This window comes from Pseudoglutamicibacter cumminsii, assembly GCF_003143995.1.
Lineage (GTDB): Bacteria > Actinomycetota > Actinomycetes > Actinomycetales > Micrococcaceae > Pseudoglutamicibacter > Pseudoglutamicibacter cumminsii_B.
On record NZ_QFWG01000001.1, the window covers coordinates 1 to 19,797 of the forward strand.

A 19,797-nucleotide genomic window follows, 5' to 3' on the forward strand; every position below is an offset into this window, starting at 1 on the left:
CATCCTCAAACACGAGAGGTTCGCGTCCACTAAGCGGTCACCACACCACAAACCCACCCCCAACAGCCATACAGCTGCACTGACGGGGTGAGAGACACACACAAAACTGAATACAGAACACTATGTTCACGTAACACACAGGTTTCCCCACCAGCAACAACACTGGCAGGGGTGAGAGAGTTACGGCGGCTATAGCGTGGGGGAAACGCCCGGTCCCATCCCGAACCCGGAAGCTAAGCCCCACAGCGCCGATGGTACTGCAACCGGGAGGTTGTGGGAGAGTAGGACACCGCCGAACATAACCACAAATAGAGGATGTTGGTCCTGAAGCTCCCAACCCCCACACCAGGGGTTCGGTCGAAGCATCAGGACCAACACTCATCTAAACCACAAACACAACCGACCGAGATCTTGAGTCCATTGCGTCAAAGATAAGTGCGGCCCCTGTATATAACAGGGTCCGCACCTACCGTTTGGGCCGCGTCCTATGTCAGCTGCGGCGTAGCTGATTCATTAGAACGGAAACTGCTCCGTTCCTTCCGAGACGCTGATCCAGTGATCGGTAGTGAACTCTTCGATTGCCCATTCACCGTTGAAGCGGCCCAGGCCAGAGTTCTTTTCGCCACCGAACATCACGTGAGCTTCATCGTTGACCGTGATGTCATTGACGTGAGTCATGCCGGCCTTAACGTCGCGAGCGAAACGCATACCACGCGTCAAATCACGCGTGTAAACAGCCGAAGAAAGGCCGAACTCAGTGTTGTTAGCGAGCTCGAGGGCGTGAGCCTCGTTGTCTGCCTTGATGATGCCGACAACTGGGCCGAAGATTTCTTCACGGAACAGTTCCATCTCTGGGGTCACGTCGGCGAATACGTGGGGAGAGATAACGCGGCCCTCAACGGTTCCAGCCACGACTTCACGCGCACCTTCTTCGCGAGCCTGAGCGATCTTGCCAGTAACAGACTTCAGCTGGCTGTCGTTAATGACCGGGCCGACGATCGTGCTGTCTTCCAGCTGATCTCCGTATGCGATGTCTGTAGCACGCTTGGCATACGCTTCGACAAACTCGTCGTAGAGCGGTGCCTCGACAATGATGCGGTTGATCGACATGCAGATCTGTCCCTGGTGGAGGAACTTGCCCATGATCGCAGCACCAACAGCTTTATCGAGGTCGGCGTCATCGAGAACTACGAACGGCGCGTTGCCACCGAGTTCGAGCGCAACCTTCTTGAGGTGCTTACCACCAACCGCAGTCTTACCCACGTCCTTGCCGACAGGAGTAGAACCGGTGAAGGAAATGAGGCGAGGAACAGGGTGTTCAACGAAGTAGTCGCCGATTTCCGAGCCAGCGCCAACAACAACGTTGAGCACACCCTTCGGAAGGCCGGCAGCTTCGAAAATCTTGGCCAGCAGGAGGCCACCGGTCAGGGGAGTGTCAGACGCTGGCTTGAGAACTACAGCATTACCACAGCCCAAGGCAGGTGCAACCGAACGCATCGACAACGTGAGCGGGAAGTTCCACGGGCTGATGACACCAACAACGCCCAACGCTTCACGGAACACGTAGTTGGTTTTACCTGGGGTGTTGGACGGCAGGATCTGCCCGGCAATACGGGTAGGGAAGGTCGCGGCCTCGCGTAGCGAGCCGACGGCCAGACCGGTTTCAACGGTGGCTTTGAGTGCGCTCGAACCGGACTCGGTGCGGATCAGTTCGATGATGGCGTCGCGGTTCTCTTCGATCCAGTCCGCTGCCTTGTTCAGGATGTCGCCGCGTTCCTTCGGTGGGAGAGCGGCCCATTCACGCTGAGCCTTCGCTGCTGCTTCGTAGGCCGCATCGACATCTTCCTGGGAAGCCTGACGGATGGTTGCGATCGGTTCGTCGTTGAACGGGTTCGACGTCGTTGCGGAACGCTCAGAACTACCTGCGCGCCAGCCGTCGATGTAGAGATCCTCAGAAATCAGGTCCGCGTAGGATTGCGCTTCTGACATGTCGTGTCCTTTCTTTTTGAAACGGCGTGAAATTCAGTTCTTAAGAGGAAACCTGCAGGACGGCCTTGATGGTGCCGCCTTCGTGAGCGTCGGCGATGGCTTGGTCTAGGTCGTCGAAACCATAGAATTTCACGAGTCGGTCGAACGGGAAGCGGCCCTGCCTGTAGAGCTCGATGAGGGCAGGGATGAGGGTGCGGCTGTTGGAAGAACCACCCAGGGTACCCACAACCGTCTTACCGAACAGAGTGCGCATGTGGTCGAGCGAGAACCGTGCCTCTGCTGGGGCTCCACCCACCAGGATGAACGTGCCCATGAGGCCGACCGCATCGGCGGCTTGTTCGATGACCTTGATGTTGCCGGTGCAATCGATCACGTAGTCGGCTGGGCCGCTGCAGATCTCGTTGACGGCATCGACGATGTTCTTGTCACGGGTATTGACTGTGTGGGTTGCACCGAACTCGCGTGCCAGTTCAAGGCGTGAATCCTGCAGATCCATCGCGATGATCGTGGTGGCTGGGGTGTTACGCGCCGCCATGATCGCTGCGAGGCCAACCGCTCCGGTGCCGATGATGACGACCGATTCACCGGGGCCCGGCTGCGCCGTGTTGAGCACAGCGCCTGCGCCGGTCGTGATGCCGCACGCCAGAGGCCCAAGGAGGTTGAGGTCGATGTCCTCGTCTACCTTGACGAGTGCGTTGGCGCGGGTCAGGGAGTATGTGGCGAAGGAAGACTGGCCGAAGAAGTGGCCTGAGACGGACGAGCCGTCCGTGCGGGAGTAGGCCGAGGTTCCGGCATCGGGGCCGTGAAGTCGAATACCGGCGAGCAGCTCAGCGCCAATGTTGAGGCAGTAGCGGTGCTCTCCACGGACGCAGTTGCGGCATTCCCCGCAGAAAGCCCAACCCATGATGACGTGGTCGCCCGGCTTGATGTCGGTCACGCCTTCGCCGACGGCTTCGACGATTCCGGATCCTTCGTGGCCAAATACGCCCGGCAGGGGCAACGGCATGTCGCCGGACTGGGTGTTGAGGTCGGTATGGCACACACCGGTAGCTACGACCCGGACGAGGGCTTCTCCTGGTCCGGGGTTGTCTAGCTCGAGTTCTTCGCGAACGAATGGTTCGTTGATTCCTTCTACGACGTACGCGTCGATCTTCATGGTGTCTCCTGTTTTTTGTGTGCGAATTATGTGTGGGATGCGAACTCTGGCGTGGTTCAAGGACAATGCGGATCAAGGACAATGCGGATGAAGGGCGCTCTGGTAGCGCATGCTCACGGAATCTAACTGGCCCGCTGAACCTACTTCGGAGCCTATCAGTCAGTGATTCCCGTCACATCGATGTTGCGTGAGTGGTCTCCTGTGCTTGCGTCGCCCGACATTGTGGTCTAGCAGTCGGCTATCGACCGAGATATCTTCAGCAACAGACCCTGTGGGTAGGAACCACGATGTGGTGGCGAGCTTTCCCTCGAAGTCGTCGCTAAAATGGTCAGTGGCGCTTGAGGCACGAGCGCGGCACAATCACAAAGAGGGAAACGTGGCAGACGAGCAGAAACGTCGCTCCCCGCGCGGAGCAGGCCAAGAACATGGCAAGAACCACCACAATCGTGGTGGGCACAAACGTGGACACGGCGCCTCACCACGTGGAGAACGCAATCGTGACGGCTGGAAGCGCGGCGAGCGTGGTGGCCGCGATGAACGGTGGAACCGTGGCGATCGTCGCCGCGACGATCACCCAGGTCGTAGCGAATGGAAGCGTGACGAACACGACAACCGTCAAGACCGGAGCCGCGGAGAATGGAACCGCGACGAACGTGGCGGCCGTGACGAGCGCCGCGGACACGGCCGCGCGCAAGGCGATGACCGCCGCCGTGATGGGCAGCGCCGTGATGGCGGGCGTCCAGACCGCCGCCGCAACGATCGTCAGCGTGACGATCGCCAGCATAATGAACGCAACCGTCCGCAAGGACGCCGTGGCGGCGACATCCGCGCCGCAAATCGCCCCGACCGCGAACGCTCCCCAGAAATCGATCCGAGCGTAACCGGGAACGAACTCGATAAAGAAACGCTCCGCGAACTCCGCTTCCTCGACGAAAAGCACCGCCCATGGGTAGCGAAGCACCTCGTTATGGCCGGCGCACTGATCGATGTTGACCCTGAACTGGCCTTTGCGCACGCAGAAGCGGCGTCGCGCCGTGGTGGCCGCGTCGCCCTCGTCCGCGAAGCTGTAGGTCTGACCGCATATGCGGCTGGCAAGTACAGCGAAGCACTCCGTGAACTGCGCACCCACCGTCGCATCTCCGGCATCCACGACCACATCGCCACGATTGCAGACTGTGAACGTGCGCTCGGCCGGGTAGACAAAGCCCTCGAAACGCTGCGCTCCGACGAAGCGAAGGCGCTCAAGGGCCAGCCTCGAGCGGAAGCCGCGATGGTCGAAGCCGGAATCCTCCTCGACGCCAACAAGGCGGATGAAGCCATCAAGGCTCTGCAGATTCCAACGCTCGACATGAACCGCGCTTTCATCTTCAGTCCGCGCCTCTTCGAGCTGTATGCAGACGCACTCGAGGCCACGGGTCAGGAAACTGAATCCGCCGCTTGGCGTGCGCGGATCCCGGTTGCGATGGAGGCGCTGGGACTCAACGATGTTGAGCCAGAAATCGTTGACCTCGTGGAAGACGAAGCCGACGCGGCCGAGGATGCGGAAGCTAAGCCATCGGGCGAAGGCGCAGCTCAGGGCGAGGCTAAGGACGGCGAGACCAGCGGCGAGGCCGACACGGAATGAGTGGCCACACGCATCAGGACGCGTCCCTGCTAGACATGCACGACGCGCTTCTGTGCGACCTCGACGGGGTTGTATATGCAGGCCCGGACGCAGTTCCGCACGCGGTCGACGCGCTCGTTGCGGCGCAGGAGGCCGGTATTCGCGTTGCCTACTGCACCAATAACGCCTCACGCACCCCGGAAGAGGTAGCCGAACACATCAGTTCGCTGGGTATCCCGACCACGCCAGAGCAGGTCTTCGGTTCCTCGCGAGCCGCTGCGGAACACGCACGGCAGACCGCATCGGAAGCTCACATCCAGGAGCCGACCGCCTACGTCGTCGGGACCGAGGCTCTACGCCGGGAAGCTACCGACGCAGGGTTCGAGCTTGTTGATTCCGCCGCAGATCAACCCGACTTCGTGCTGCAAGGTTTCAACCCCGACGTCACGTGGCGGCACCTCGCGGAAGCCGGCTACGCGATCACCGCAGGCGCGCGATGGATCGCGACAAACACCGACACGACGATCCCGCGGGCGGAAGGCATCGCGCCGGGCAACGGGACGCTCGTCGCCGCGGTAGCGGCCGCGACCGGGCAGGAACCCATCGTGACCGGAAAGCCCGCCCCGACGCTGATGCAGATGGCGGCGAGGGCCTTGGGAGCACAGAATCCGCTCGTGATCGGCGACAGGCTCGACACCGATGTTGCAGGCGGGAACGCTGCCGGCTTCGCTACCGCGCTCGTCCTGACCGGGGTCGATACGCTCGCCGCGGCCAAGCAGGCGGAGCCTGGGCTGAAACCGCGTTACGTACTCAATGATCTACGCGACTTGCGTGCACCAGCCCACTCCTGTGTACTCGAAGAGAGCGGACCTCAAGAGAGCCTGAATGACTAGCGAGAACTCACCAGAACACCACGCGGCAACGGAACAGCCAGCGCAGGAACAGCCGGCGCAGGAGCTACCGGCACAGGAGCTGCCGGAAGTGCTGCAGCCGCTCGCTGACCTCGATTCGCTACCGGTCAGCGAACACCCTGAACGGTTCAGCCGCGTTCTTGACGACCTCACCAATGTCCTGGAGAGCGATCTTCCGTGAGCGCCCCTCAACGCCTTGACGCCGCACTCGCCGACCTCGGCTATGCCCCGTCCCGGACCCGCGCGGCCGTACTGATCCGCGAAGGCCGCGTCTTCGTCGAAGGCAAGCCGGCGACCAAGCCTTCGGCCAAGGTTAAGCCGGGTGCCAGCATCGTTATCCAGGAGCATGCCGAAGACCGCTGGGTGGGGCGCGCAGCAGGTAAGCTGCACGCGGCGCTGGAAGCACTCAGCGCTCGCGGGATCAGGTTGCCGATCAACGGGGCGACGTGCATGGACGCGGGGGCCTCGACGGGCGGATTCACGCAGGTTCTGTTGGATCACGGGGCCGAACGCGTGTATGCGGTCGATGTGGGGCATGGGCAGCTTCACTCGAGCCTGGCTGAGGATGAGCGGGTTGTGAACCGTGAAGGTGTGAACGTGCGTCACCTTGATCCGGGGTTCATTCCGGGCGGTGTTGATGTCATGGTGGGGGACCTGTCTTTTATTTCGCTCACGCTCGTGTTGGTGCCGCTGGCCGCACAGCTGCGTGAGGGCGGGCGAATGCTGATGCTGGTCAAGCCTCAATTTGAGGTGGGGCGTTCGAGGCTGAATAAGGCGGGCGTTGTGGTTCAACCTGCTTTGCGGCGCCATGCTGTGACGAAGGTTCTGGACTTCGCGGAGCAAGCAGGGCTGGGTTTGAAGCCTGTGACTGTGTTGCGTTCCGAGGTGCCGGGGCAAAACGGAAACGTCGAATTCTTTGTCATGTGGATAAAGGAAAACGCTGAATCGGAGGATTCATCCACAAGCGAGCGCAACCTGACTGCGTTGCTGGATGCCGTTGACTATTCTTGAAAGTCGGGAACAACAAGGAGCGTCAGTGCGTCGGATCTTGGTGATGACCCACACGGGTCGAGAAGAAGCTGTAGCGATCGCCATTCGTGCAGTGAGCGTTTTGTCGGCCCACGGCCTCTCACCCGTCATGATGCGTGATGAAGTCGATGTGATTGGCCAGTCTCGCATCGACTCCTCCTTGCCGGATGCGGCTTCAAACCTTGAGGTCCTGGGCGAGGGCGTGGGGCTCGATGAACTTGAGCTCGTCATGGTTCTGGGCGGCGACGGTACGATGCTGCGCTCGGCCGAGCTGACGCGTGGTAGCAATGTTCCTTTGCTGGGCGTGAACCTGGGGCACGTCGGCTTCCTTGCTGAAAGTGAAAAAGCGGATATCGACGCGGTGGTTGAGGCGATCGCGAATCGCGCCTACACCGTAGATGAACGCATGGCGATTGACGTTCAGGTGTGGCATGAGGGCCGCAGGGGCGCGCATACGTGGGCGCTCAACGAGGCGGCTGTTGAGAAGTCGAACCGTGAACGCATGCTTGAGGTAGCGATCGATGTGGATGGGTCGCCGATCTCGACGTTCGGTTGCGATGGTGTTGTGTTTGCAACGCCGACGGGATCCACGGCCTATGCATTTTCTGCCGGTGGGCCGGTGGTGTGGCCCGAGGTCGAAGCCCTCGTGGTTGCACCGATTTCTGCGCATGCGCTGTTCGCTAAGCCGCTGGTTGTTGCGCCTTCGTCAACGACCGCCGCTGAGGTTCTGACCCGTACAGATGCGACGGGTGTTTTGTGGTGCGATGGCCGCCGCATGGTTGAACTGGCTCCGGGATCCCGCGTTGAAGTGACTCGTTCCAAGACGCCAGTGCGGCTTGTGCGTTTGACGAATACACCGTTCGCGGAGAGGCTCGTGGCTAAATTCAAGCTCCCCACGGTGGGGTGGCGAGGCCCCGTCGAGGACCCGGGTGCACACCCTAAAACCTCTGAGTTGCCGGCGGTGCACCGCATCAGCGTCGTGGAGCCGCCGCATAATTCGGAGCGCCTGCCGTCGCATCGGGCCACGGAGCTGTACCACCACGAACCCAAGCAGCCGCTGGGGGAGCAGCCGGGTGCGCTGCCGGAGGAGCAGCAGCGAGGCGGAGGTGAGCCGCGATGATCGAGTCCGTCAACATCCGTGGCCTCGGTGTTATCGAGGAAGCCTCCTTGCCGTTCGGTCCGGGACTGACCGTGGTGACGGGTGAAACCGGTGCAGGTAAGACGATGGTCGTGACGGCGCTCGGGCTGATCTCCGGGACGCGCGCCGATTCCGGTGTGGTGCGCCGCGGCCAAGATGCTGCGGTCGTGGAAGCCACCGTGGTGGGTGCGCCAGACGACGCCGCGTTTCAGATCGCTTCCGAAGCTGGCGCCGAAACCGACGGGGAAGATGACGAATCGGTCCTGTATCTTTCCCGCACGATCGCGGCGAAAGGCCGCAGCCGAGCACACGCGGGTGGGCGAGCCGTGCCGGTTGCAGTGCTGGGGCGCATCGGCGAATCCCTCTTGACAGTGCACGGGCAGACCGATCAGTTGCGTCTCCGGGGCGCGGCTGAACAGAGGGCTGCGCTCGACGCCTTCGCTGGCTCCGAACTCGCGGCGGCGCTCGCCGAATATAAGGACGTGTACCGGGATCTCAAGGCGGCACGCGCGGAGCTGGCTGACGTCGAGCAGAACCGCTACGAACGTCAGATGGAAGAGCAGACCCTACAGGCCGCTCTCGAAGAGATCGATGCGGTGGACCCGCAAAAGGGCGAAGCTCAAGAGCTCGATGCGCGCGCTCACAAGCTTAGCCACATCGAGGAACTCCGTACCGCTTCGGCCACCGCGCACGCCGCGCTGGTGTCCGAAGAGATCGGTGAAGCGGTCGATGTCGTCTCACTTCTGGATGCTGCTCAGAGAGCGCTCGAAGCAGTTGACAGCCAGGACCCTGCGCTGGCCGAACAGACCCAGCGCTTGCGGGAAGTCGGCTACGTGATCTCCGACATCGCGACCGAGCTCGCGAGCTACCAGCAGAGCCTCGACGCCGACGGGCCAGCTGAGCTCGCTGCTGTCGAGGAGCGGCGCGCAGCGCTCAACGCGTTGACGCGCAAATATGCTCCCGATGTGGATGCCGTGATCGAGTGGGCGGCCAAGGCACGTGCCCGGCACCTCGAACTCATCGACGACCCGAGCCGCGTCGAGGAACTGACTCAGAAAGTCGAAGAGCTCAGCTCGGAACTCAGCGAACACGCTGAGAAGGTCCACGAGCTGCGTTCTGAGGCCGCGCAGCGGCTTGCCCAGAACGTAGACGAAGAACTTGCTGCACTTGCGATGCCGAACGCTCACCTCACTATCCAGGTGACCGAGACCGAACCGGGGCCGCACGGTGCCGACGAGGTCGCGTTCCTACTCGCCCCGCACCCTGGGGCTGACCCGCGTCCACTCGGCAAGGGAGCCTCAGGCGGTGAGCTGTCCCGAGTCATGCTGGCTCTTGAAGTCGTGCTAGCAGCAACCGATCCGGTCCCGACGTTCATCTTCGACGAAGTCGACGCCGGAGTCGGTGGGGAAGCGGCCGTGGAAATCGGCCGCCGGTTGGCCCGGCTTGCCCGCCACGTCCAGGTCATCGTGGTGACCCACCTGCCGCAGGTTGCCGCGTTCGGCGACCAGCACCTCACGATCAACAAGACCAGCCACAGCGACGGTGCCGACGGGTTCACGACATCGGACATCAAGGCACTCAGCGAGGACGAGCGGGTCAAGGAACTCGCCCGGATGCTTGCAGGCCAATCGGAATCCGAGGCGGCACGCGCGCACGCGCAAGAGCTGCTCACCGACGCCGCGCGCGAACGCAACGAAGCCAACTGAAACTCAACGTCAGCGACTCAAGCACGGTAACGAGGAGCCCATGTCCACGCATCAGCCAGAGCATCAGGCCGAGACCAGCGCACACGAACTGGGTGACGTCCGGGTTCCCGCGGCTGTCACTCACGCAGAAACCGTGTTCGACGGAGCGATCTTCGACATCACCCGCGAAACATTCACGATGCCAGGGGAGGACGCGCCCATCACGCGCGAATTCATGACCCACCCGGGCGCAGTGGGAATCCTCGCCGTGGACGAACACGGCCGGATCCTGCTTCAGAAGCAACGCCGCCAGCCCGTCCGCGCCGAACTGTGGGAAGTCCCAGCAGGGCTGCTCGACGTCGAAGGTGAACCAGCGCTGGACGCCGCGCGCCGCGAACTCGCAGAAGAAGCCGACCTCCGCGCCGATACCTGGCACGTGCTTGCAGACCACTACATGTCGCCCGGATGCTCCTCCGAGGCGATGCGCATCTACCTTGCGCAAGACCTCCACGAGATCCCCGAAAACGAACGCCACGAACGCACCGAAGAAGAAGCGTTCCTCGAACCACAATGGGTTCCGTTCGAAGACGCCGTCACAGCGGTATTGAGCGGCCGCATCGGTAACCCGACCACCGTCGTCGGGATCCTCGCGCTCGCCGCTCACAAGGCCCGCGGCAACCAAACCCTACGGCCAGCCGATGCGCCATGGCCAGCGCGCCCACACCATGCGTGAGGCCGCGACGACGCCGCTTGAAAAAAGCGCGGAGATCTACCTGCAGCATCTCGTGGTTGAGCGAGGCCTGTCGGCCAACACCGTCGCGGCTTATCGGCGGGATATCCGCCGCTACACGGACTTCTTGGCTAGCCAAGGCATAACGCAAGCCAGCGATATCACCCCGCAGAACATCAGCGCGTTCCAGCAGTCCCTCCGCGACGGAGCAGACGGCAAGAAGCCGCTAGCCGCCCGATCCGCGGCCCGCACGATCGTCGCAGTGCGTGGAATGCATACGTTCTGGGCGATGGAAGGCATTACGGCCGATAACCCTGCGGCCGATATCCACCCCAACGCCGTGCCCCAGCAACTGCCGAAAGCTCTGAGCGTTCCGGAAGTCGCGCGCCTCATCGACGCACCCGACACCTCAACTCCGGGAGGCCTGCGAGACCGCGCGCTCATCGAATTCTTGTACGCAACCGGGGCACGCGCATCGGAAGCGGTGGGCCTCGATGTCGACGATCTGAGCCTCATCCTTGACGGCAACTCAAGCCCTGCCGACCTCGATGAGGACGGGAACAAGCTTCCCTCTGTGGTGAGGGTCCGAGGCAAAGGCGACAAGGAACGCTACGTTCCGTTGGGTAGCTACGCGGTCGATGCGCTTAATGCCTATCTCGTGCGTGGACGGCCCGCGCTTGCGGCGAAAGGCAAAGGCAGCCCCGCGCTGTTCCTCAACCAACGCGGCGGCCGGCTTTCGCGCCAGTCCGTTTTCAACAGCGTCACCGCAGCCGCGAGCAAAGCTAAGCTGACACAAGAAATCAGTCCGCACACCCTGCGTCACTCGTTTGCGACCCACCTCATCAGCGGCGGAGCGGACGTCCGCGTGGTCCAGGAACTGCTCGGGCATGCATCCGTGACCACGACCCAGGTCTATACGATGGTCACCGCGGAGACGCTGCGCGAGGTCTTCGCAACCTCCCACCCGCGGGCCCGCTGAGCCGAACGGCTTACGAACATTGCGCCGAACGGCCTAAATTCCAAGAATCACAGACGCGATGCCGAAATAGATGAGCAGGCCTGTCGCATCGCAGAACGTTGAAATAAACGGGTTAGAAAACACGGCAGGGTCGGCGCCGACCTTCTTGGCGATGATCGGCATCATGCCGCCCACCACAGCCGCTTGAACACACACCGCAAGCAATGTCAGTCCGATCACGGTCCCGAACGTGAATCCGTAAATGAAACCGGTGATGACAAACGCGAGCGAACCCAGAATCAATCCGAGAACAAAACCGACCCGCAACTCACGCCAAATCACCTTAGGCAAGTCACGGATACGAACCTCACCGACCGCAAGCGCACGCGTCACAGTGGTCGCAGCCTGGTTACCGGTGTTACCGCCCGTGCCCGTGAGCAACGGGATGAACAGTGCAAGGATCACGACCGTCGACAGCTTGTCTTCGAACAGATCCAGCACCTTGACCGTCAACGCCGCAGACAACGCGAGCATCACAAGCCACACAACGCGCGACTGAACAATCCGCATGATCGAAGACGAGAGGTAAGACTTCTCGAGCGGCTCCGCACCACCAGAACGAGCCGCGTCTTCCGCGTCTTCTTCGTTGATGATCTCAACCGCATCGTCATAGGTTAAAACACCAAGCAAGCGGTGCTCAGCATCCACGATCGGCATCGCAAGTAACTTGCCGCCCAAGAAGCGGCGCGCGGTCTCTTCACGAGGATCCGTAGCGTGCGCTGACTCGGCCTCGCGCATGATCTCCCGGACGGTCATGTCATCGTCCGAAGACAACAGACGGCGCAGCCCCGTGACACCCAGAAGGATGCGGGAGTCATCCAAAACCGGAAGCAGATAAATCGTTTCCGGCTCGTCGATGTGCGCTTTGACGTGGTCGATCGCGCGCCGCACCGTCCACTCCGGGTGCAACCACAGCACCTCGGGCGACATGTAGCGGCCGATCGCGTCCTCGGGATAACCGAGCACCGTGGTGGTCATGGTGCGCTGTTCAAGATCCAGCCCAGACATCAGGCGGTCAGCGACCTTAGCCGGAAGCTCATCGAACAGGGACGCACGGTCGTCCGGATCGAGCTCGTTGAAGATCTCAAAAATCTCGCCGTGCCGCAGCTCAGCGATCAACTCGGCCTGGGTTGCAGGGGAGAGGCTTTCGAAAACCGCGAGCGCCGTGTCCTTGTCTAGAACGCGGTACACGATCGCCGCCTGGTCGGTCGGCAGCGTCTTCATGAGGTAGGCCATGTCGTGCGTTGGCACCTTGCGCGCAAGGTGGCCAAGCTTGACCAGCTCGGCTTCATTACGCGGGTGGTCGCGCAGCGAATCGATCAGCTGATCCATCGTCATGATGACTCCTCACCCCGGGCTGACAACGCGGCAATAGACCGCCGCCGTTTACACCCTACCCGCAAAGATATAACCAACGATGCGGGAGCTGGCTGACGCGGTCAACGGCGCCTTTCAAGCCCTAAAGTTTCGAGTTTCAGTTGAGGGTCAAGGCTCGCCGAGATATAGGGCAAAACCAGCTTTAATCACGGAAAAACCACTAGCCTTAAAACAGAGCACGCAAGCACATCACGACAACGAAACTCAGCACGGAAGGGCGGTCTCACCCGTGAGCGATCCAAACTCCTTTGGCCGAGTACCTGCGCCAGGCGGAATGCAGGAACTCAACGCCCTCGGACGCCCTCTGAGTAAGCTCCCTGAGCCACCTGTGCTGACCGAACACGGCCCGGCCCGCATCATCGCGATGGTCAACCAGAAGGGCGGCGTCGGTAAGACGACGTCCTCGATCAACCTCGCAGCCTCACTCGCGGAACTCGGCCGACGCGTCCTCATCGTTGATTTCGACCCGCAAGGTGCCGCATCGGCTGGCTTCGGCGTCAACCCGCACGAGCTCGACCTCACTGTCTACAACGTGCTCATGGAACGCCGCGTCGAGATCCGCGACGCGATCCTGCAGACGGACGTCCAGAACATTGACCTGCTGCCGGCCAACATCGACCTCTCCGCAGCCGAAGTTCAGCTCGTCAACGAAGTTGCCCGCGAACAGGTCCTCGCCTCGCAGTTGCGTAAAGTCTCCGACGACTACGACGTCATCATCATCGACTGCCAGCCGTCCCTCGGCCTGCTGACTGTCAACGCGCTCGCCGCAGCGCACGGCGTCATCATCCCGCTCACTGCGGAGTTCTTCGCGCTGCGTGCCGTGGCCCTGCTGATCGACACGATCGAAAAAGTCCAGGACCGCATCAACCCTGACCTGCAGATCGATGGCGTGCTCGCAACGATGTATGACCAGCGCACTCTCCACTCGCGTGAAGTGCTGGGCCGCCTCGACGAAGCCTTCGGCGACAAACTGTTCGAAACCGTGATCCGCCGCACCGTGAAGTTCCCGGACGCAACGGTCGCGATGGAACCGATCACCGAATTCGCTCCATCGCACGCCGGAGCGCACGGCTACCGGCGCCTCGCTAAAGAGCTCATCGCGCGCGGCGGAGCTCCGTGACACAGCAACCCGGCGCCGGACACGAGAGCACAGCTCCCAAAGCCCCCGGCCCGGCCGCGAGCGCAAACTTCCAAGTAACGCTCGAAAACTTCAACGGTCCCTTCGAGGTGCTCGTTGAGATGCTGAGCCGGCGCGACCTCGACATCACCGAAGTTGCGCTCGCCGAAATCACCGACGAATTCGTCGCGTATCTGCGCACGCTTGCCGATGAAATCGGCGCAACGGTCCTGGACGAAACCACTGAGTTCCTCGTCGTGGCGTCAACTCTCCTGGACATGAAAGCCGCGCGTCTCCTTCCGCAAGGCGAAGTTGAAGACGCCGAGGACATCGAACGCCTTGAAGCGCGCGACCTTCTGTTCGCGCGGTTGCTCCAATACAAGGCGTACAAAGAAGCCGCGACTGTTCTGGAACACCTGCTGGAAGCGGGAAGCCGGTTTGTCCCGCGGCAGGTCAGGGCAGATGACCCCGATGTGCGCGAGCACCTTCCGGAACTCGAGTGGACGCACACTCCGGAACAGTTTGCGGCCATCGCCGCGAAGGCCCTCGCGCGCAAACACACTGCTGAGCCCGATGAGGTCGGCACGGACCATATCCACGACGCCCCGGTTTCGGTTGCCGAACAGGCACAACAGATCGCGGCACGGCTCCGCGCCGCCAAGGCGCTCACTTTTAGCGAGCTCACTGCCGACGCCGAAGCGTCCCTCGTTGTGGTCGCGCGCTTCCTCGCTTTGCTCGAAATGTATCGAGACCGCGCCGTGGATCTTGAACAGGAATCCCCGCTGACTGAGATCATGGTCGAATGGATCGCTACAGGCTCCGGAGAGTTCCGGGTCGCTGAATACGACGGCGACGAGGAAGCCGCCTCACAAGGAGAAACCGCATGAGCGAAGAGACTGCCAACATCGAAGAACCACGCAACGGCGAAGCCCCAGGCAACATCGAAAAAGCAGACACGGCCGACGATGCGCAGGTTCGTGAAGGGCTCGAAGCCGTGCTGATGGTCGCCGACCGGCCGCTCACGGAAGCCGAGCTCGCTGAACTACTTGAGGTCGATGCGGTGGTCATCAGCCGCGTGCTCCACGAGCTCGCGGCGGAGTATGATGGAAAGTCGCGCTCCACGGGCCACAGCGACACCGACGAATCCAACACAGACGACGGCACCACAGACCAAGCCAACACAGGCGACGGCGATATCGACCAAGGCTTCAGCGTTCGCCGTGGCTTCCAGCTCCGCAGAGTAGGTGGCGGCTGGCGCATCGGGGCGCGGCAGGAGCATCGTGAGCTTGTGTCTCGCTTTGTTCTGGAAGGCCAAACGGCCAAGCTTTCAGCCGCCGCGATGGAAACCCTGGCGATCATCGCGTACCGGCAGCCGGTGTCCCGGGCCCGCATCGCAAGCATCCGTGGAGTGAACGCGGACGGCGTGGTGCGCACCCTGATGACGCGCGGTTTGATCGAACAGGTCGCGACCGATGAAGTCACTGGGGCGGGTCTCTTTGGGACCACGCCGGTACTTCTGGAAAGATTAGGCGTAGACAGCCTCGAAGAACTTCCAGACCTGTCGCCACTTTTGCCAGGTGTTGAAAACTTGGATGATGTACTGCCCTCGTTGTGATAATGACGGCGACGGCGGAATAGTCATTCGCTAATCGAAGGACGTTGAGACGTATGACTCGCCAGACTGGATCGAATTCGCGTGGGGGTTCGCGCCGCCGCGGGCAGGGTAAACCGAAGGAACAACCTAAGGGGTTCCAGGCGGGGCAGGTTCGCCGTGGTCATGCCCCGAAGCAGGATGAAGTAGACCAGTACGCGGGCGGTCAGAAACCTCAGCGTGGAGGCCACAAGGGCAACGCCCAGAAGCGTGGTGGCGCTAAAGGTAACGCCCAGCAGCGCGGTGGGCAGCAGCGCGGCCAGAAGCCGCGTGGTCCGCGTGCCTTCGCTGAGGATCGCTTCAATGATCTTGGTCCGGTGCGTCGCCGACGCCGTGGCCCGTCGACCCCTGTTGATTCCGGCCCGCGCAAGGAGCACAGCGAGGGCGAGCGTTTGCAGAAGGTCATGGCTAACGCGGGTGTCGCATCGCGCCGTGCGAGTGAGGAGATCATCCTCGCGGGCCGTGTTGAGGTCAACCACCAGATCGTGACTGAGCTGGGCACGCGTGTGGATCCTGAGGTGGATGTGATCCACGTTGACGGCATCCGGCTACAACTCGACACGGAGAAGACCTACCTGGTGTTCAACAAGCCAGCCGGCGTTGTGACCTCGATGAACGACCCCGAGGGCCGCAAGGACATTTCCGATTTCTTGCGCGAGGGGCAGGCTGAGCGCTTGTATCACGTGGGCCGTCTGGATTATGAGACGGAGGGCTTGCTGCTGTTGACCAACGATGGTGAGCTTGCGCACCGCTTGACGCACCCGTCGTTCGAAGTGTCTAAGACGTATTTGGTTCAGATCCGTGGCCCGTTGCCTGATGGTGTGGGTGCGCAGATGCGTGAAGGCATTGAGCTTGAGGACGGGTTGGCGAAGGTCGATTCGTTCCGTCTGGTTGATGGCTCCGGTAAGGACTTGTTGGCTGAAGTGGTTTTGCATGAGGGCCGTAACCGGATTGTGCGCCGCCTGTTTGATGCGGTCGGTTTCCCGGTGCGCCGCCTGGTGCGGACTCAGATTGGCCCGATCACGCTGGGTCAGCAGCGCCAGGGTTCGGTGCGTCGCCTGAGCAAGACTGAGGTGGGGCATTTGCTAGCGGAAGTGGGTTTGTAGGCCGTGGCTGAGGGGTACCTTCAGGGTCCTGTTCTGGTGATTGGGACGGGGCTTTTGGGCACGTCGGCGGCGCTGGGTTTGCGTGCTGCTGGCATTGAGGTTGGTTTGCGGGATGCCTCGCCGACCGCGCAGCGTATCGCGGTGGATATGGGCGCTGGCTTTTTGGCACCGCATGGCACGGATTTCGCGCCTTCTTTGGTGATCGTTGCTACGCCTCCGGATGTGACGCCGGGGATTATTGCGCAGGCTTTGGCGGAGTTCCCTGACGCGGTTGTGATTGATTTGGCCTCGGTCAAGGGGTCGATCATTGATGCGCTGAAGGCTTACGACGATGTGGCTGAGGCTGATCTGGCTCGTTACGTTGGTTGCCACCCGATGGCTGGGCGTGAGAAGTCTGGACCGGCGGCTGCCAGGGGTGCGTTGTTTACGGCGTCGCCGTGGGTTGTTGTTCCGCACGAGGGCTCTACGTCGCATGCGGTGAAGACCGCGAAGTCGGTGGGCTTGGATTTGGGTGCGTCGATCACGGTGATGGACGCTGAAACGCACGATGCGGCGGTTGCGTTGATTTCGCATTTCCCGCAGATCGCGTCTTCGCTTTTGGCGTCGAGGCTTTTGAACGCTCCGGCGTCGTCGTTGGCGTTGGCGGGGAATGGTTTGCGTGACACGACGCGGATCGCGGCGAGCGACCCGAGGTTGTGGATCCAGATTCTGGCGCATAATGCGCAGCAGTTGATCCCGATTTTGGAGGGTCTGCAGTCGGATCTGGATCGGTTGCTTGTCACGTTGCGTGACCCGTTTGCTTCTGGTGCTGCGTTGGATCTTGCGGAGCTGATGACGGAAGGGAATCAGGGGCAGGCGCGGATTCCGGGTAAGCACGGCGCGCCTCCGCAGTCTTTCGCTACGGTTTCTGTGATTGTGAATGATGAGCCTGGTCAGGTGGCCCGTTTGTTGACTGACATGGGTGAGGCCGGCATCAATATGGAGGACCTGCGGATGGAGCATTCGTCGGGTTATGAGGTTGGTTTGGTTGAGATCCAGGTTCTGCCTGGGCGCCGCGATGAGCTTGTGTCTGTTTTGACGGGCTTGGATTGGAAGGTTGTGCAGTGAGCATGGATGAGCGGGATGCTTTTGGTTCTCTGATTGTTGCTATCGATGGCCCGGCGGGTTCGGGTAAGTCGTCGGTGTCTAAGGAAGTGGCCCGGACGTTGGGTTTGGGGTACTTGGATACTGGCGCGATGTATCGTGCGGTGACGTTCGCGGCGTTGGAGTCTGGGATTGATTTATCGGATCAGGATGCTGTTGCCCAGGCTGTGATTGAGGCTGACATTCAGTTGTCTACTGATCCGGATGAGCAGCGCGTTGTGGTCAATGGCCGCGACGTGACGAAGGAGATCCGTGAGCCTCGGATTTCTGAGCGGGTTTCTGACGTTTCGACGAACCTGAAGGTTCGTGAGAACCTCGTCGAGCGGCAGCGCAACGCGATTGTTGATGCTGGCCGGATTGTTGCTGAGGGCCGCGATATTACGACGGTCGTGGCGCCTTTTGCTGATGCGCGCATCTTGCTCACGGCCTCGGAAGAGGTGCGGATGAAGCGCCGTGGCTTGCAGTTGAATAACACGCAGTCTGCGCAAGCCTTGGCTCAGCAGGTGGGGGAGCGCGATAAGAAGGACTCCTCGGTCGTGAACTTCATGGAGGCCGCTGAGGGTGTGACTTTGGTTGACACGTCTGAGCTGAACTTTGAGCAGTCTGTTGAGGCTGTTTTGACGGTTGTCGAGTATGAGGTCAGCAAGCAGGCCACGGCGATTGTCGATGGCGATGATGAGGCCGATGAGCAGCGTGCTGAGGCGCTGTTGGCTGGCTTGCAGGATTATGAGCTCGATGACGAGGACGCCGCTCTCCTGGCCGGTGAGGGATGGGAGGCCGATGAGCCTGGCGAGAACCCTCCTGTGGTCGCGATTGTGGGCCGCCCGAACGTGGGTAAGTCCACGTTGGTGAACCGTATTTTGGGCCGCCGTGAGGCGGTTGTTGAGGACCTTCCGGGCGTTACGCGTGACCGCGTGACGTATGACGCGGAGTGGAACCTCAAGCGTTTCCGCGTTGTGGATACGGGCGGTTGGGAAGCCGATGCGAAGGGCATGGATCGCCTGGTCGCTGAGCAGGCTGAGCGTGCCGTTGACGTCGCGGATGTTGTTGTTCTTGTGGTCGATGCGGTGGTTGGGGCTACCGCGGCCGATGAAGCGATCGTGAAGATGTTGCGCCGCAAGGGCCGCCCGGTCTTGTTGGTTGCGAACAAGGTCGATGGTCCGTCGCTTGAAGCTGATGCGATGGCTTTATGGAACCTCGGCTTTGGCGAGCCGCATCCGGTGTCTTCGTTGCATGGCCGCGGTACCGCGGACGTGCTGGATGAGCTGATCAAGATGTTGCCGGAAGAGTCCGCTTTCGGTGAGGCTGACCCGGAGGGTGGTCCGCGCCGCGTAGCTCTGCTGGGCCGCCCGAACGTGGGCAAGTCCTCGCTTCTGAATAAGCTGGTGGGCCACGAGCGTGCAGTGGTTTCCGATGAGTCCGGAACCACGCGTGACCCGATCGACGAGTTCGTGGAGCTCGACGGCCGCATCTGGAAGTTCGTTGATACGGCGGGTTTGCGCCGTAAGCAACACATGGCGTCTGGCGCCGACTACTACGCATCCCTGCGCACGGCATCGGCCCTCGACAAAGCCGAGGCGGTCGTCGTGCTTTTGGCTGTTGACGAGGAACTGGCTGAGCAGGACCAGCGGATCCTGCAGCAAGTGATCGACGCGGGCCGTTGCTTGGTCTTGGCGTTCAATAAGTGGGACAAGCTCGAGGACGAGCGCCGCTACTACCTCGAGCGCGAGATCGAACAGGACCTCAAGCACGTGTCCTGGGCTCCGCGGGTCAACATTTCCGCGAAGACCGGCTGGCACAAAGACAAGCTCGCGCCGGCTTTGGATATCGCTCTGGAATCCTGGGATCGACGCATCCCTACGGGCAAGCTCAACTCCTTCTTGGGTGAATTGGTCGCTGAGCATCCGCACCCGTTGCGCGGCGGTAAGCAGCCTCGTATTTTGTTCGCGACGCAAGCGAGCGCGCGCCCGCCGAAGTTCGTGTTGTTCACCACGGGCTTCCTGGATCCGGGATACCGGCGCTTTATTGAGCGTCGTTTGCGCGAGACGTTCGACTTCCGCGGAACCCCGATCGACATTCAGATGCGGGTGCGTGAGCGCCGCGGAAACAAGCGCAAAAAGTAACACACAGAAGTTTCAATTCAG

The 19,797-nt window shown here is 61.5% G+C and carries 18 protein-coding genes and 1 rRNA gene; 15 read left to right on the plus strand and 4 right to left on the minus strand.

What is annotated here, in order from left to right:
* The first annotated feature begins 181 nt into the window (after positions 1 to 181).
* Positions 182 to 298 (plus strand): 5S ribosomal RNA (gene rrf / locus CAY35_RS00005).
* A 215-nt stretch (positions 299 to 513) separates the two neighbouring features.
* On the opposite strand, the gene CAY35_RS00010 is transcribed toward rrf, so the two are convergent.
* From CAY35_RS00010 to CAY35_RS00020, 3 genes are all read right to left on the minus strand, one after another.
* Entirely contained in the window at positions 514 to 1,989 is a 1,476-nt protein-coding gene (locus CAY35_RS00010) for an aldehyde dehydrogenase family protein (RefSeq protein ID WP_109302788.1), read from the minus strand.
* 40 nt (positions 1,990 to 2,029) lie between these two features.
* Positions 2,030 to 3,145 carry an NAD(P)-dependent alcohol dehydrogenase gene (locus CAY35_RS00015; protein WP_109302789.1) on the minus strand — a complete coding sequence of 372 codons (1,116 nt, stop codon included), beginning with the start codon at positions 3,143 to 3,145 and terminating at the stop codon, positions 2,030 to 2,032.
* Positions 3,146 to 3,620: 475 nt separating this feature from the next.
* Complete coding sequence (locus tag CAY35_RS00020; protein ID WP_109302790.1) at positions 3,621 to 4,085, minus strand: hypothetical protein; 465 nt, start codon at positions 4,083 to 4,085, stop codon at positions 3,621 to 3,623.
* 27 nt (positions 4,086 to 4,112) lie between these two features.
* Between CAY35_RS00020 and CAY35_RS00025 the strand changes: the two genes are divergently transcribed.
* Genes CAY35_RS00025 through xerD form a run of 8 tightly spaced genes read left to right on the plus strand, consistent with a single transcriptional unit; the run spans position 4,113 to position 11,220 of the window.
* On the plus strand, positions 4,113 to 4,769 hold the full coding sequence (locus CAY35_RS00025; protein ID WP_109302791.1) for a hypothetical protein: 657 nt from the start codon (positions 4,113 to 4,115) through the stop codon (positions 4,767 to 4,769).
* Positions 4,766 to 5,641: an HAD-IIA family hydrolase gene (locus CAY35_RS00030; protein ID WP_109302792.1), complete on the plus strand. Its 876-nt coding sequence runs from the start codon at positions 4,766 to 4,768 to the stop codon at positions 5,639 to 5,641. The genes CAY35_RS00025 and CAY35_RS00030 overlap by 4 nt, the downstream gene beginning before the upstream one ends.
* Positions 5,634 to 5,840 carry a hypothetical protein gene (locus CAY35_RS00035; protein WP_109302793.1) on the plus strand — a complete coding sequence of 69 codons (207 nt, stop codon included), beginning with the start codon at positions 5,634 to 5,636 and terminating at the stop codon, positions 5,838 to 5,840. The genes CAY35_RS00030 and CAY35_RS00035 overlap by 8 nt, the downstream gene beginning before the upstream one ends.
* Complete coding sequence (locus CAY35_RS00040; RefSeq protein WP_109302794.1) at positions 5,837 to 6,670, plus strand: TlyA family RNA methyltransferase; 834 nt, start codon at positions 5,837 to 5,839, stop codon at positions 6,668 to 6,670. Before CAY35_RS00035 ends, CAY35_RS00040 begins: the two co-directional genes overlap by 4 nt.
* Entirely contained in the window at positions 6,651 to 7,808 is a 1,158-nt protein-coding gene (locus tag CAY35_RS00045; RefSeq protein WP_109302795.1) for an NAD kinase, read from the plus strand. Before CAY35_RS00040 ends, CAY35_RS00045 begins: the two co-directional genes overlap by 20 nt.
* Positions 7,805 to 9,532 carry a DNA repair protein RecN gene (recN, locus tag CAY35_RS00050; RefSeq protein WP_109302796.1) on the plus strand — a complete coding sequence of 576 codons (1,728 nt, stop codon included), beginning with the start codon at positions 7,805 to 7,807 and terminating at the stop codon, positions 9,530 to 9,532. The genes CAY35_RS00045 and recN overlap by 4 nt, the downstream gene beginning before the upstream one ends.
* Positions 9,533 to 9,572: 40 nt before the next feature.
* On the plus strand, positions 9,573 to 10,244 hold the full coding sequence (locus CAY35_RS00055) for an NUDIX domain-containing protein (protein WP_109302797.1): 672 nt from the start codon (positions 9,573 to 9,575) through the stop codon (positions 10,242 to 10,244).
* On the plus strand, positions 10,210 to 11,220 hold the full coding sequence (gene xerD / locus CAY35_RS00060) for a site-specific tyrosine recombinase XerD (RefSeq protein ID WP_375231724.1): 1,011 nt from the start codon (positions 10,210 to 10,212) through the stop codon (positions 11,218 to 11,220). The genes CAY35_RS00055 and xerD overlap by 35 nt, the downstream gene beginning before the upstream one ends.
* A 33-nt stretch (positions 11,221 to 11,253) precedes the next feature.
* Here xerD and mgtE read toward each other — a convergent pair whose 3' ends face one another.
* Positions 11,254 to 12,597 carry a magnesium transporter gene (gene mgtE / locus CAY35_RS00065; RefSeq protein WP_109302798.1) on the minus strand — a complete coding sequence of 448 codons (1,344 nt, stop codon included), beginning with the start codon at positions 12,595 to 12,597 and terminating at the stop codon, positions 11,254 to 11,256.
* A gap of 313 nt (positions 12,598 to 12,910) precedes the next feature.
* On the opposite strand from mgtE, the gene CAY35_RS00070 reads away from it, so the two are divergent.
* From CAY35_RS00070 to der, 6 genes are read left to right on the plus strand one after another with little or no spacing between them, the layout of a single operon-like run.
* Complete coding sequence (locus CAY35_RS00070) at positions 12,911 to 13,756, plus strand: ParA family protein (protein ID WP_101629979.1); 846 nt, start codon at positions 12,911 to 12,913, stop codon at positions 13,754 to 13,756.
* Positions 13,753 to 14,640, plus strand: coding sequence for a segregation and condensation protein A (locus tag CAY35_RS00075; RefSeq protein WP_258265554.1), 888 nt, complete (start codon positions 13,753 to 13,755; stop codon positions 14,638 to 14,640). Before CAY35_RS00070 ends, CAY35_RS00075 begins: the two co-directional genes overlap by 4 nt.
* On the plus strand, positions 14,637 to 15,368 hold the full coding sequence (scpB, locus tag CAY35_RS00080) for an SMC-Scp complex subunit ScpB (protein ID WP_109302799.1): 732 nt from the start codon (positions 14,637 to 14,639) through the stop codon (positions 15,366 to 15,368). The genes CAY35_RS00075 and scpB overlap by 4 nt, the downstream gene beginning before the upstream one ends.
* Before the next feature lie 53 nt (positions 15,369 to 15,421).
* Positions 15,422 to 16,510 (plus strand): pseudouridine synthase, encoded by a 1,089-nt coding sequence (locus tag CAY35_RS00085; RefSeq protein ID WP_109302800.1) that lies wholly within the window; start codon positions 15,422 to 15,424, stop codon positions 16,508 to 16,510.
* 3 nt (positions 16,511 to 16,513) lie between these two features.
* Positions 16,514 to 17,617: a prephenate dehydrogenase gene (locus tag CAY35_RS00090; RefSeq protein ID WP_109302801.1), complete on the plus strand. Its 1,104-nt coding sequence runs from the start codon at positions 16,514 to 16,516 to the stop codon at positions 17,615 to 17,617.
* Positions 17,618 to 17,619: 2 nt separating this feature from the next.
* Positions 17,620 to 19,776, plus strand: coding sequence for a bifunctional cytidylate kinase/GTPase Der (der, locus tag CAY35_RS00095; protein WP_109302802.1), 2,157 nt, complete (start codon positions 17,620 to 17,622; stop codon positions 19,774 to 19,776).
* The last annotated feature ends 21 nt before the right edge of the window (positions 19,777 to 19,797 follow it).

Excerpts from the sequence above, each read along its gene's own strand:
- CAY35_RS00010 (WP_109302788.1), bottom strand. The coding sequence starts at position 1,989 with ATGTCAGAAGCGCAATCCTACGCGGACCTGATTTCTGAGGATCTCTAC.
- CAY35_RS00015 (WP_109302789.1), bottom strand. The coding sequence starts at position 3,145 with ATGAAGATCGACGCGTACGTCGTAGAAGGAATCAACGAACCATTCGTT.
- CAY35_RS00025 (WP_109302791.1), top strand. The coding sequence starts at position 4,113 with ATGGCCGGCGCACTGATCGATGTTGACCCTGAACTGGCCTTTGCGCAC.
- CAY35_RS00030 (WP_109302792.1), top strand. The coding sequence starts at position 4,766 with ATGAGTGGCCACACGCATCAGGACGCGTCCCTGCTAGACATGCACGAC.
- CAY35_RS00035 (WP_109302793.1), top strand. The coding sequence starts at position 5,634 with ATGACTAGCGAGAACTCACCAGAACACCACGCGGCAACGGAACAGCCA.
- CAY35_RS00045 (WP_109302795.1), top strand. The coding sequence starts at position 6,651 with ATGCCGTTGACTATTCTTGAAAGTCGGGAACAACAAGGAGCGTCAGTG.
- recN (WP_109302796.1), top strand. The coding sequence starts at position 7,805 with ATGATCGAGTCCGTCAACATCCGTGGCCTCGGTGTTATCGAGGAAGCC.
- CAY35_RS00055 (WP_109302797.1), top strand. The coding sequence starts at position 9,573 with ATGTCCACGCATCAGCCAGAGCATCAGGCCGAGACCAGCGCACACGAA.
- xerD (WP_375231724.1), top strand. The coding sequence starts at position 10,210 with ATGCGCCATGGCCAGCGCGCCCACACCATGCGTGAGGCCGCGACGACG.
- mgtE (WP_109302798.1), bottom strand. The coding sequence starts at position 12,597 with ATGACGATGGATCAGCTGATCGATTCGCTGCGCGACCACCCGCGTAAT.
- CAY35_RS00070 (WP_101629979.1), top strand. The coding sequence starts at position 12,911 with ATGCAGGAACTCAACGCCCTCGGACGCCCTCTGAGTAAGCTCCCTGAG.
- scpB (WP_109302799.1), top strand. The coding sequence starts at position 14,637 with ATGAGCGAAGAGACTGCCAACATCGAAGAACCACGCAACGGCGAAGCC.
- CAY35_RS00085 (WP_109302800.1), top strand. The coding sequence starts at position 15,422 with ATGACTCGCCAGACTGGATCGAATTCGCGTGGGGGTTCGCGCCGCCGC.
- der (WP_109302802.1), top strand. The coding sequence starts at position 17,620 with ATGGATGAGCGGGATGCTTTTGGTTCTCTGATTGTTGCTATCGATGGC.